Here is a 12,393-nt window from a genome sequence, read left to right on the forward strand (position 1 = left end):
GCAAGATCACGGTGGGTAGGGGCGGGGGGGCGGGGAGGGGCGCGGGGCGGGGAACGGCGGGGGAGCGGTCTTGCCGGTGTCCGGGGGGCGTGCGAGGCTCCCGGCGAGGCCACGAACGGTGGCCCCACGCCGACCCGCGGCTCCCCAGGGAGCCGGTCCGGACCTGGAAGGGGCCTTTGCCAGTGCTGTCCTCCGTCGAGCAGGCGGTCCGGGACGACGCGGGGGAGCACGCCGCCCCCCTCGACGCCGACGCCGTCCGCGAGCACGTCACCGCCGGTGCCCTGCGCGACGGGCCGGTGGGCTCCGTCGGCCTCGAGCTCGAGCGGCACGCCGTGGACCTGCACCACCCCCACCGCCGCGTCGCCTGGGACCGCCTCACCGGCGCGCTGCGCGAGGCGGTCCCGCCCGCCGGGAGCCGCGTCACCCTCGAACCCGGGGGGCAGGTGGAGCTGTCCAGCCCGCCGCTGCCGGGGGTGGCGGCCGCCGTGGAGGCGCTGCGCCGCGACGCCGCGCACCTCGACGCGCTCCTCGCCGCGGACGGGATCGCCCTGCTGAGCACCGGCACCGATCTCGTGCGCGAACCCGTGCGCGTCAACCCCGGCTCCCGGTACGCGGCGATGGCCGAGCACTTCACCGCCGCCGGCCACGCCGTCGACGGCGCCGCGATGATGTGCTCCACCGCGTCCCTGCAGGTCAACCTCGACGCCGGCCCGGCCCACCGGTGGCCGCAGCGCCTGGCGCACCTGCACCGCCTGCTGCCCGCCCTCGCGGCCCTCGGCGCGTGCAGCCCCCTGCTCGCCGGTCGCACCGACGGCACCCGCTCCACCCGCCAGGGCGTGTGGCGCCGGCTCGAACCCGGGCGGTGCACCCGCCCCGCCGACGGCACCGGCGGCCCCGACCCGGCGGGGGAGTGGGCCGCGTTCGCCCTCGCCGCGCCCGTGATGCTCGTGCGCGACGGCGAGGACGCCCCCTGCCGGCCCGTGCTCGAGCCCGTGCCGCTGGCCGACTGGGCCGGTGGGCGCCGGCTCCTGCACGGGCGCCCGCCCACCGCCGCCGACGTCGACCTGCACCTGAGCACCTTGTGGCCACCGGTGCGGATGCGCGGGTTCCTCGAGGTGCGCGTCCTGGACGCCGTGCCCGCCGCCTGGTGGCCCGGCCTGGCCGCCGTGGTCGCCACCGTCGTCGACGACGAGCGCGCCGCCGACGCCGCCGCCGCCGCCGTGGACGCCTGCGGGAACGACACCGCCCGCGCCGCCCGCGGTCTCCTCGACGCCGCGCTGCCCGCCGTGCCCACCGCCCTGCGCAGCTGCGTCGAGGTGTGGGCCGACCTGCTCGACGCCGGGCACCACCCGGCCGACCTCGTCCTGGACCGGGTCCGCCGTGGCGGCCCCACCGGCTGCCTGACCGCGGAGGAACTGCGATGACCGACACGCCGACGACCACCCGCACCGCCCCCGGGTTCGGGGCGGCGGGGCTCGGGGCGGTGGGGTTCGAGGCGGCCGTGGCCGCCCTGGAGTCCGCCCGCCGCACCACCCTGACCCTCACCGAGGCGGACGACGCGGAGCTGACCGCCCAGCACTCGCCGCTGATGAGCCCGCTCGTGTGGGACCTCGCCCACGTCGGCCAGCAGGAGGAGCAGTGGCTGCTCCAGGCCGCCGACCCCGACCGCGAACCCGTCTTCCACCCCGCCGTCGCGTGCCTGTACGACGCCTTCGAGCACCCCCGGGCCACCCGCACGCAGCTGCCGCTGCTGGACGCCGCGACCTCCCGCCGCGCCCTGGCCGAGGTGCGCGGGCGCGTCCTCGGCGCGCTGGAGCGGGCCGACCCCGACGACGCGCACTTCACCGCCGGCATGGTCGCCCAGCACGAGTTCCAGCACGGCGAGACCATGCTCGCCACCCACAACCTGCGCGCCGGCGAACCCCTCCTCACCCCGGCACCCACCCCACCGGGCCGACCCGTGCCCGCCGACGCCGTGCTCGTGCCGGCCGGGCCGTTCCTCCTGGGGGCCGACCCCGCCGTCGAACCGTGGGCGCTGGACAACGAACTGCCCCAGCACGAGGTCCACGTGCCCGCGTTCCGCATCGCCCGCGTCCCCGTCACCAACGGCGAGTGGGCCGCGTTCGTCACCGCCGGCGGTTACGACGACCCGCGGCTGTGGACCGCCGAGGGCTGGGCCCACCGCAGCGGTCAGGGCCTGCGCGCGCCGATGTCGTGGGAACCCGACGGTGCCGGGTGGTGGACTCAGCGCCGCTTCGGCACCGTGCGCCCCGTCGACCCCGCCGAACCCGTGCAGCACGTGGACTTCCACGAGGCGCAGGCGTACGCGCGCTGGGCCGGGGCCCGGCTGCCCACCGAGGTCGAGTGGGAGAAGGCGTGCACCTGGGACCCCGCCGCCGGCCGGCGCCGCCGCTGGCCGTGGGGCGACGAGCCCTGCACGCCCGAGCGAGCGAACCTGGGCGGCACCGCGCTCGGCCCGGCCCAGGTCGGCGCCTACCCCGCGGGCGCCTCCGCGTACGGCGCCGAGCAGATGATCGGCGACGTGTGGGAGTGGACGAGTTCCGCGTTCGCGCCCTGGCCGGGTTTCTCGGCGATGCTCTACGCCGACTACTCCGCCCCCTTCTTCGGCGGCGACTACCGGGTGCTGCGCGGCGGAGCCTGGTCCACCCACGCCGGTGCGGTGCGCCCCTCGTTCCGGAACTGGGACCACCCGATCAGGCGGCAGGTCTTCACCGGCCTGCGCCTGGCCTGGGACGCCTGAGTGTGCCGGCACGTCGCCTGGCTCGGCGCCCCGCGCACCCTCGCCGAACTCCTCCTGGAACCCGGGCACGGGCTGCTGCACCAGAGCTGGGAACCGCGCCGCCAGGTGCACGGCACCGTCAACGCCGACGGCTGGGGCGTCGGCTGGTACAGCCCCGCCCGGCCCGAACCGGCCCGCTGGCGCTCCTCCCGGCCGATGTGGGCGGAGGCGTCGTTGACGTCCGTCGCCCCGCACGTCGTCTCCGGCTGCGTGCTCGCCGCCGTGCGCGACGCCACCGTCGGCATGCCCGGTGACGAGAGCGCCTGCGCACCGTTCGCGCGCGGGCGCTGGCTGCTGTCCCACAACGGGGTCGTGGACCGCTCCGTCCTGCCCGCCGAGGCGTGGCCCGCCGCGGAGTCCGTGTGCGACAGCGCGGTGCTCGCCGCGCACCTGCTCGCCGCGCCGCACGAACTGGGCGAGCGCGTCGCCGCCGCCGGCGCCGCGGACCCCGCCGCCCGCCTCAACGTCCTGGCCACCGACGGCGAACGCCTCCTGGCCACCGCCTGGGGCGACACCCTCAGCGTCCTGCGCACCCCCGACGGCGTCGCGCTCGCCAGCGAGCCGTGGGACGACGACCCCGCCTGGCGCGACGTGCCCGACCGCACCCTCGTCACCGTGACGCCCGACGGCGTCGGACTGACCCGACTGGAGGCCCCGTGAGCACCACCCCCGCCACCGACGCTCTGCCCCTCGTCGTCGAGCGGCACCTCACCCCCGACGTGCTCTCCGACGCCCTGCGCCGCGACGTCCGGGCCGGCCTGACGGGCACCCCGAAGACGCTCCCGCCGAAGTGGTTCTACGACGAGCGCGGCAGCCGCCTGTTCGACGAGATCACCCGGCTGCCGGAGTACTACCCCACGCGCCGCGAGCGCGAGCTGCTCGAGCGCGTCGCCGGGGAGGTCGCCACCACCACCGGCGCCGACACCCTCGTGGAGCTCGGCAGCGGCACCAGCGAGAAGACCCGCCTGCTGCTGGCCGCGCTCGCCGACGCCGGCACCCTGCGCAGGTTCGTGCCGTTCGACGTCGACGGCGTCACCCTCGTCGCCGCCGGCACCAGCGTCGCCGCCGCCCACCCGGGCGTCGCCGTGCACGCCGTCGTGGGTGACTTCGAGCACCACCTGGACCGCCTGCCGCGCGGTGGCCGCCGGGTCGTCGCGTTCCTCGGCTCCACCCTCGGCAACCTCGAACCCGCGCCCCGGGCGGAGTTCCTCAGCTCGCTGGCCGCCACCCTCGGGCCCGACGACGCGCTGCTGCTGGGCACCGACCTGGTCAAGGAGACCACCCGGCTCGTCGCCGCGTACGACGACGCCGCGGGCGTCACCGCGGAGTTCAACAAGAACGTCCTGCACGTGCTGCGCCGCGAGCTCGGTGCCGACGTCGACCCCGGCGACTTCGACCACGTCGCCGTCTGGGTGCCCGAGCACGAGCGCATCGAGATGCGCCTGCGCGCCCGCCGCGACCTGACGGTCCGCGTCCCGGCCCTGGAGCTGGAGGTCCCCTTCGCGCGGGGCGAGGAGCTGCGCACCGAGGTCTCCAGCAAGTTCCGCCGCGAGACCCTCACCGCGGAACTGGCCGCCGCGGGCCTGGACCTGGCGCACTGGTGGACCGACGCCCGCGGTGACGTCGCGCTCAGCCTGGCCGTGCCGCGGGTGTGACCCCCGGCCGTCCCGTCTGGTGGTCGGGGCCCGTCGCGCGTGGTCGCCCTGGTGGGCCGTCGGCGGGTGCGGTGAGCGCGGGTCTCCCGCCACCCGGCCGCGAACCGCCCGGGAGGCTCAGTCCTCGAACGTGTTCAGCAGGCTGTGCGCGGCCCGCTCCAGGTAGTCCCACAGCAGCCCGTGCTGGGCCGGCGGCAGGCCGAGCGAGTCCACCGCGACGCGCATGTGCGCCAGCCAGCGGTCCCGGGCGTCGGGGTTGACCTTGAAGGAGGCGTGGCGCATCCGCAGCCGCGGGTGGCCGCGCTGCTCGGAGTACGTCGTCGGCCCGCCCCAGTACTGCTCCAGGAACATGCGCAGGCGCTCCTTCGCCGGCCCCAGGTCCGCCTCCGGGTACATCGGGCGCAGCACCTCGTCGGCGGCCACGCCGTCGTAGAAGGCGTCCACCAGGCGCACGAAGGTCTCGTGGCCGCCGACCTCCTCGTGGAAGCTGATCGTGCCGCCGTCGGGCCCGGCGGGCTCGCGGCCGATGAGGTTCTGCGGGCGGACGAGTGGCAGGTCGGGGCTCACCGCACCAGTGTCGCCCCTGCCTGCGCCTCGCGGGCCGCGGCCTCCGCGGCGTGCTTGACGTTGCGCTGCATCCCGCCGAACACGACCTCGTGGAACGGGCTGATCGCCGCCCAGTACGCCTGACCGGCCAGGCCCTTGGGGTGGAACAGGGCCCGCTGCCGGAACAGCGTGCGTCCCACCGGGTCGGACTCCACCCGCAGGTCCAGCCACGCCTGGCCCGGCAGGCGCATCTCCGCCCGCAGCCGCAGCAGCCGGTCCTCCTCGCGCTCCTCCACGCGCCACCAGTCCACCGCGTCGCCCACCATCAGGTGGTGCGGGTCGCGCCGGCCCCGGCGCAGCCCGGGACCGCCGGAGAAGCGGTCCATGAGCCCGCGCACCGCCCACGCCATCGGCCACGAGTACCAGCCCCGCTCACCGCCGATGCCCTCCAGCACCCGCCACAGCACGTGCGCGGGGGCGTCGACCACGATGGTGCGCTCGTCCACGTACAGGTTGCCCCCGGCCCAGTCCGGGTCCGAGGGCAGCGGGTCGCTGGGGGCGCCCGGCAGGGACGCGGAGCTCCACCGCGTGGCGACGTTGGCCTCCTGCACCCGCTGCAGCGCCAGCTGCACCGCCTCGCGGAAGCCCAGCAGGCCCTCCGGCGGGTCCGGCACGTGCTCGGCGATGTCGTGCTCCTTGCACACGACCTCGTGCACGAGGCTCTCCACCAGCGGCCGGGCGATCTGCTTGGGCACCGGCGTCACCACGCCCACCCAGTGGCTCGACAGGCGCGGGGACATCACCTCCACCGGCAGCACCCGCCGCTTCGGCAGCCCCGCCACCTCGGCGTAGCCGCGCATCATGTCCAGGTAGGTCAGCACGTCCGGGCCGCCGATGTCGAAGGCCCGGTTCACCTCCGGCGGCATGTCCGCCGAGCCCACCAGGTAGCGCAGCACGTCGCGCACCGCGATCGGCTGGATCCGGTTGCTCACCCACTTCGGGCACACCATCGCCGGCAGCCGCTCGGTCAGGTACCGCATCATCTCGAAGCTCGCCGACCCGGACCCGAGGATCACGGCCGCGCGCAGCACCGTGGTGGGCACGGGGGAGTCCAGCAGGATCTCCCCGACCTCGCGCCGCGACTCCAGGTGCGTGGAGAGGTCCTCGTCCTCCGGGTACAACCCGCCCAGGTACACGACCCGGTCCACCGCCTGCGCGGTGGCGGCGCGCGCGAACGTCCGCGCCGTGCGGCGGTCCTTCGCGGAGAACGGCCCCCCGCTGCTCATCGCGTGGATCAGGTAGTAGGCGACGTCCACCCCGCGCAGCGCCTCGGTGATCTCCTCGGCGTCGGAGGCGTCGGCCCGCACCACCTCCACCCGGCCGATCCACGGGCGGTCCCGCAGCACCTCGGGGCGGCGCGCCACCGCCCGCACCCGGAACCCGGCGGCCAGCAGCTCCGGCACGAGGCGGCCGCCGATGTACCCGCTGACACCCGTGACCAGCGCCAGCCGCCCGCGACCGTCACCGGCCTCGTGGGCGGGTCCTGGCGAGCCGGAGGTGGGAGGGGTGTCGTCGTACACGCGGCCAGTCTGGGGGCGGGGTGCCGCCCCCGGCGAGCCGGCCGCGGCCGGTCGGGAGGGCTCGTGCTCACAGCCCCCGCGTCACCGCGTCCGGGTCCACCGTCGCCGTCGTCTCGGCGGACACGTCCGCCTCGCTGCGCGGCGGGGGGTGCGAGCCGGCCGCGGCCGCCGGGTCGGTGTTCCCGCCCGCCGGCTTCGGCTGCGGGCGGGTGTCCTCGTTGCGCAGCCACACGGTGCGCTGCGGGAAGGGGAACTCGATGCCCTCGGCATCGAAGACCGCCTTGATGCGCCGGCGCAGCTCGCGCTGCACCGCCCACTGCTGCAGCGGCGCGGTCTTGACGACCAGCCGCAGCACGACGGCGTCGGCGCCCATCTGCTCCACGCCCCACACCTCGGGGCGCTCCAGCACCAGGGGCTTCCAGTCCTCCTCCGCGGCGAGGGCGTCGCCGACGCGCTGCAGCACCTCCTGCACCCGCGCGACGTCCTCGCCGTAGGCGACGGAGATGTCCAGCACGGCGCGCGCCCAGCCCTGGCTCTGGTTGCCCACGCGGATGATCTCGCCGTTGCGCACGTACCAGACGGTGCCCTGCACGTCGCGCAGCCGTGTCACGCGCAGGCCGACGGCTTCCACCGTGCCGGTGGCGTCGCCGAGGTCCACGACGTCGCCGACGCCGTACTGGTCCTCGGCGAGCATGAAGAAGCCGGACAGGAAGTCCTTCACGAGCGCCTGCGCGCCGAAGCCGATGGCGACGCCGGCGATCCCCGCCGACGCCAGGAACGGGGCGATGGACACGCCGACGATGTCGAGCACGGACATCACCGCGGCGATCCCCAGCACGAGCGTCGTGGCGCTCTTCAGGACCGACGCGATGGTCTCGGCGCGCTGCTCGCGCCGCTCGGACAGCAGGGGGGAGGACTCCATGAGCCCGTTGCGCCGGCCGCCGCGACCGCCCAGGCGGCTGGCGCCGGTGGCGATGCCGGTGGCGACGCGGCTGATGAGCCGCAGCAGCAAGTAGCGCGCCACGAAGCACACCACCAGGACGATGGCGATCTTCAGGGGCTTGTCGAGCAGGAACTGCCCGACCTCGCTGGCGGTCTCCGTCGCCGCCTCGGTGGCCTGGGCGGTGTCGGTCTCGAGCACGTCGGAGAGGGGTTCGGACACGGGGAGGTGGGGCTCCTTCCGGGGTGGTGGGCCGGTGCGGTGGATCGAAGGTGGATCGAAGGTGGATCGAGGTGGATCAGGACAGGTCGAGGCCGGTGGCGGCCGCGGCGAAGGCCAGGGTGTCGCGCACGAGGCCGGCGCTGCGAGAGACCGAGCGCGCGCCGTGCCCGACATCACCCTCCCGGCGCAGCAGGACCGGCCGCCCGGAGGACGTGGCGTGCTGCAGCGCCGCGCACAGCTTGCGCGCGTGCAGCGGGTCCACCCGCGAGTCGCCGTCGAAGACGGTGAACAGCACCGCCGGGTAGGCCGTCCCCTCCACGACCCGGTGGTACGGCGAGTACGACAGCAACCAGCCGAACTCCTCGGCGACGGCGGCCGTGCCGTACTCGTCGCTCCACGTCGCACCCAGCCCGTGCTGCTCGTAGCGGACCATGTCCAGCAGCGGCGCGGAGCACACCACCCCGGCGAACAGCTGCGGCTGCTGCGTGAGGGCCGCCCCCACGAGCAGGCCCCCGTTGGAGCCGCCGTGCACGCACAGCCGCTCGTGCGTGGTCCAGCCCTGCTCGACGAGGAACCGGGCGGCGGCGTGGAAGTCGTCGAACACGTTCTGCTTGTGCTCGCGCATCCCGGCGCGGTGCCAGTCCTCGCCCTCCTCGCCGCCGCCGCGCAGGTTCGCCACCGCGTGCACGCCGCCGGCCTCCACCCACGCCAGCGCGTCCGGGGCGTAGTGCGGGGACAGGCTGATGCCGAAACCGCCGTAGCCGTAGAGGATCGCGGGGGCGGGCGAACGGGGCCGGCCGTGCTCGTCGAGGGCGTCGGTGCGCGCGGTGACCTGCAGCCGCACCACGGTGCCGTCGTCGCTGAGGTACTCCAGCAGCCGGCTCGTCACGGGCGGCACGTCCACGACGCCGGGCGGTGCGGCGTCGACCACGAGGGAGCCGTCGCGGGCGTCGAAGCGGTGCACGTGCGCGGGGCTGGTGGTGGTCGTGAAGCCGAACCACAGCTCGTGCCCGCCCTCCGGGCGCGTGAGGAGCCCGCCGGCCGACCCGGTGCCCGGCAGCTCGATCGTCCCCGCCGCGCCCGGGCGGCGCCGGCCCGTCACCAGGTCGTGCACGCTGATCGACGACACGGCGTGCCGGGTCCAGCCCAGCACCAGCAGCGGCTCGGCCAGCTCCGGGCCGTCCAGCACGGCGACGTCTTCCAGCAGCGCGTCGTCCGCCTGCGGCACCAGCTCGCGCCAGTGCGCCACGCCCGGCTCGGCCGGGTCGGCCACCGCCAGGCGGCCGCGCGGGGCGTCCAGGTCGGTCAGCAGGTACAGCCGGCCGTCCCGGCCCACCCACGCGCTCGTCTGCGCGTCCACACCCGCGACGACCTCGCGCAGCACCGGCGCGTCCGGCCCCGACGCCGCCAGGTCCGCGATCCACACGTCGTTGCGCGGCGCCGTGCCGTCGGAGGCGCTGACCACCAGCCAGCGCCCGTCGCGCGAGGTCCACACCCCGTAGTAGTTCGTCATCGACCGGCCGGCGCCGAACACCTCGACGTCCCCGGCCGGGTCGGTGCCCACCCGGTGCAGGTACACGCGGCGGTGGTACTGCCGCTCGGCCTCCGGCAGCTCCTCCGGCGGCAGGCGGCGCACGTAGTAGAAGGCGCGCGGCTCGCCCTCCCGGGCCGGCAGCCACGCCACGGGGGAGTAGCGGGCCCGGTCCACCGGGCCGTCGACGACCTCGCCGCTCGCCACGTCCAGCACCCGCAGCACGCTCTCCTCGCTGCCGCCCTCGGAGAGCTGGTACGCCAGCAGGTCCCCCTCGACGCTGGGCCGCCAGGAGTCCAGCGTCGTCGTGCCGGAGGGGTCCAGCGCCACCGGGTCCACCAGGACGCGCTCGGCACCGCCCGGCGCGTCGGTCACCCGCAGCACCGCGTGCTCCGCGCCCGGGTCGCGGCGGCTGCGGAACACCCGCTCACCGCGGTGCACCGGCGCACCCACCGCGCCCGTGGCCATCAGCTCGCGCACCCGCCGCTCCAGGCGCTCGCGGCCCGGCAACCCGGCCGCGAACCGCTCCCAGGCGCTGTCCTGCCACGCCGACCACTCCCGGGTCCGCGGGTCGCCGGCGTCCTCCAGCCAGCGGTACGGGTCGCCGACGGCGACGCCGTGCAGCTCCTCCACGAGGTCCAGGCGCGGGGCGGGCGGGCTGGTCGCGGGGGTCTCCATGGGCGCCCACCCTAGGCACCGCGCGGGCGCCCCGGCCCCGGCGTCGCGTGGACGAGCGGGGCGGGTGCCGGGCGGGGGACGTGTGGACGGGCCGGGACGGGCGCCGCGTGGCAGAGTCGGCCGCGTGCCGTCCGACGCCCCGCGCACCGACCCGCGCCCCGCCCCCGGGGACCGCCCCGACCCGCAGCTGCTGGAGCTGGCCGCCGCCTGCGGCGTGGCCACCCGCTTCACCGACTGGCAGGGCCAGGAGAGCGCCGTCAGCCCCTCCACCGTCGAGGCCGTCCTGACCGCGATGGGCCTGGACGTCTCCAGCCCCGCCGCGGTCGGCGAGGCGCTGCACGAGGTGCGGCTGCGGCCGTGGCGGCGCACCCTGCCGCCGGTCGTCGTCACCCGCGAGGGCCGCCCCCACCAGGTGCCCGTGCACGTGCCGCACGGCGACCCCGTCGAGCTCGTGGTGGAGCTGGAGGGCGGCGGCTGGGCGGCCCTGCGGCAGGTGGACCGCTGGGTCGACCCCGTCCACGTCGACGGCCGCCTCACCGGCCGGGCCACCTTCGAGGTGCCCGAGGACCTGCCCCTGGGCTGGCACGAGCTGCGCGTGCACACCCCCTCCGGGGACGCCTCCTGCCCGCTCGTCGTCACCCCCGACGCGCTGGAGCTGCCGGAGGCGCTGCAGCGCGGGCGCAGCTGGGGGTACCAGACGCAGCTGTACTCGGTGCGCTCGTCGCGCTCGTGGGGCATCGGCGACCTCGCCGACCTGGGGGAGCTGGCCTCGTACGCCGCCGAGCAGGGCGCCGGCTGGGTGCTGGTCAACCCGCTGGCCGCCGCCTCGCCCGTGCCGCCGATGGAACCGTCCCCGTACCTGCCGACCACCCGCCGCTTCGTCAACCCCGTCTACCTGCGGGTGGAGGACGTGCGCGAGGTCGCCTACCTGACCCCCGCCGACCGCGCCGCCGTCGAGGAGCTGGCCGCCGGCTGCCGCCCGTCGAACACCGACCCCGGCGAGATCGACCGCGACGCGGTGTGGGCCGCCAAGCGGCGCGCCCTGGAGGTCCTCTTCCGGCACGGGCGCACCCCGGCGCGCGAGGCCGCCTTCCGCCGCTACGTCGCCGCCGAGGACCCCGGCCTGACGGACTTCGCCACCTGGTGCGCCCTCGCGGAGCGCCACGGGCTGCCCGCGGGCGACTGGCCCGAGGAGGTCTCCACCCCCGAGCGCGCCGCCGCCTCCGGCGCCCTGGACGAGCTGGGCGACCGCGTGGAGTTCCACCGCTGGCTGCAGTGGCAGTGCGACGAGCAGCTGCGCACCGCGCAGGACCTCGCCACCGCCGCCGGCACCGGGCCCGGCATCGTCCACGACCTCGCCGTCGGCGTGCACCCCGACGGCGCCGACGTGTGGTCCCTGGGCGACGCCCTCGCGCACGGCGTGAACGTCGGCGCCCCGCCGGACGCCTTCAACCAGCAGGGCCAGGACTGGAGCCAGCCGCCGTGGCGCCCGGACCGCCTCGCCGAGCAGGCGTACGCGCCGTTCCGGGACATGGTCCGCACGATCCTGCGGCACGCCGGCGGCCTGCGCGTGGACCACGTCCTCGGCCTGTTCCGGCTGTGGTGGATCCCCGCCGGCGCACCCGCCTCCGAGGGCACCTACGTGCGCCTGGACCACGAGGCGCTCATCGGGATCCTCGCGCTCGAGGCCCAGCGCGCCGGCGCCGTCGTCGTCGGCGAGGACCTCGGGACCGTCGAGCCGTGGGTGCGCGAGTACCTCGCCGAACGCGGCGTGCTCGGCAGCGCGGTGCTGTGGTTCGAGTACGACGGTGCCGAACCCCGCCCCCCGGAGGACTACCGGGAGCTGGCCCTGGCCAGCGTCACCGTCCACGACCTGCCGCCCACCGCCGGGTACCTCGCGCAGGAGCACGTCGCCCTGCGCGACCGCCTCGGGCTGCTGACCCGGCCCGCGGAGGAGGAGCGCCGCCGCGACCAGGCCGAGCAGGACCGCATCCTCGGCCTGGTGCGCGAGCGCGGCCTGCTGCGCGAGGGCGCCGCGGAGCAGCAGACCGTCGAGGCCCTGCACCGCTACCTGGCCCTGGCGCCCTCGCTCATGCTCGGCGTCTCCCTCGTCGACGCCGTCGGTGACCGCCGCACCCAGAACCAGCCGGGCACCTCCCTGGAGCACCCCAACTGGAAGATGCCGCTGACCGGCCCCGACGGCCGGGTGGTCCTCCTGGACGACCTGCCGGCCGACGCGCGGGCGCGCTCGCTGGCACGGGTCGTCGAGGCAGCCGTTCGCCGTGGCGACGAGGCGGGCGGTGAGGCGGACGGCGAGGTGAGCGGCGGCCGGGGCGCCGCCCGCTGACACCCCCGGGACGGGCGGTCCCCCCGGTCCGCCCGTCCCTCCGGCTCCCCCCGGGGCCGGCGGCACCAGCCTGCCCGGCCCGCCTTGCAGGGGG

Annotated in this window: 9 protein-coding genes; 5 read left to right on the forward strand and 4 right to left on the reverse strand. The window is 76.6% G+C overall.

Features of this window, described 5'->3' with window-relative positions:
- Positions 1–182 precede the first annotated feature (182 nt).
- Genes MN205_RS16185 through egtD form a run of 4 tightly spaced genes read left to right on the forward strand, consistent with a single transcriptional unit; the run spans position 183 to position 4,455 of the window.
- Positions 183–1,424 (forward strand): glutamate-cysteine ligase family protein, encoded by a 1,242-nt coding sequence (locus tag MN205_RS16185; protein ID WP_242129126.1) that lies wholly within the window; start codon positions 183–185, stop codon positions 1,422–1,424.
- Positions 1,421–2,761 carry an ergothioneine biosynthesis protein EgtB gene (gene egtB / locus MN205_RS16190; protein ID WP_242129128.1) on the forward strand — a complete coding sequence of 447 codons (1,341 nt, stop codon included), beginning with the start codon at positions 1,421–1,423 and terminating at the stop codon, positions 2,759–2,761. Before MN205_RS16185 ends, egtB begins: the two co-directional genes overlap by 4 nt.
- Positions 2,762–3,460 carry an ergothioneine biosynthesis protein EgtC gene (gene egtC, locus MN205_RS16195; RefSeq protein ID WP_242129130.1) on the forward strand — a complete coding sequence of 233 codons (699 nt, stop codon included), beginning with the start codon at positions 2,762–2,764 and terminating at the stop codon, positions 3,458–3,460. It abuts the gene before it with no gap.
- Positions 3,461–3,483: 23 nt separating this feature from the next.
- Complete coding sequence (egtD, locus tag MN205_RS16200; protein WP_374115960.1) at positions 3,484–4,455, forward strand: L-histidine N(alpha)-methyltransferase; 972 nt, start codon at positions 3,484–3,486, stop codon at positions 4,453–4,455.
- Between the two features lie 117 nt (positions 4,456–4,572).
- Here egtD and MN205_RS16205 read toward each other — a convergent pair whose 3' ends face one another.
- The 4 genes from MN205_RS16205 to MN205_RS16220 form a co-directional block, all read right to left on the reverse strand.
- Positions 4,573–4,983: a globin gene (locus MN205_RS16205; RefSeq protein WP_374115961.1), complete on the reverse strand. Its 411-nt coding sequence runs from the start codon at positions 4,981–4,983 to the stop codon at positions 4,573–4,575.
- A 35-nt stretch (positions 4,984–5,018) separates the two neighbouring features.
- The gene (locus MN205_RS16210; RefSeq protein ID WP_242129134.1) at positions 5,019–6,581 is read right to left on the reverse strand and encodes an SDR family oxidoreductase; all 1,563 of its coding nucleotides are present in this window, start codon (positions 6,579–6,581) and stop codon (positions 5,019–5,021) included.
- A gap of 67 nt (positions 6,582–6,648) precedes the next feature.
- The gene (locus MN205_RS16215) at positions 6,649–7,743 is read right to left on the reverse strand and encodes a mechanosensitive ion channel family protein (protein ID WP_242129136.1); all 1,095 of its coding nucleotides are present in this window, start codon (positions 7,741–7,743) and stop codon (positions 6,649–6,651) included.
- A gap of 76 nt (positions 7,744–7,819) precedes the next feature.
- Positions 7,820–9,952: a prolyl oligopeptidase family protein gene (locus MN205_RS16220; RefSeq protein ID WP_242129138.1), complete on the reverse strand. Its 2,133-nt coding sequence runs from the start codon at positions 9,950–9,952 to the stop codon at positions 7,820–7,822.
- 124 nt (positions 9,953–10,076) lie between these two features.
- On the opposite strand from MN205_RS16220, the gene malQ reads away from it, so the two are divergent.
- Positions 10,077–12,299 carry a 4-alpha-glucanotransferase gene (malQ, locus tag MN205_RS16225; protein WP_242129140.1) on the forward strand — a complete coding sequence of 741 codons (2,223 nt, stop codon included), beginning with the start codon at positions 10,077–10,079 and terminating at the stop codon, positions 12,297–12,299.
- Positions 12,300–12,393 lie beyond the last annotated feature (94 nt).

The organism is Kineococcus sp. TRM81007 (assembly GCF_022669155.1).
GTDB lineage: Bacteria > Actinomycetota > Actinomycetes > Actinomycetales > Kineococcaceae > Kineococcus.

Excerpts from the sequence above, each read along its gene's own strand:
- egtB (WP_242129128.1), top strand. The coding sequence starts at position 1,421 with ATGACCGACACGCCGACGACCACCCGCACCGCCCCCGGGTTCGGGGCG.
- MN205_RS16220 (WP_242129138.1), bottom strand. The coding sequence starts at position 9,952 with ATGGAGACCCCCGCGACCAGCCCGCCCGCCCCGCGCCTGGACCTCGTG.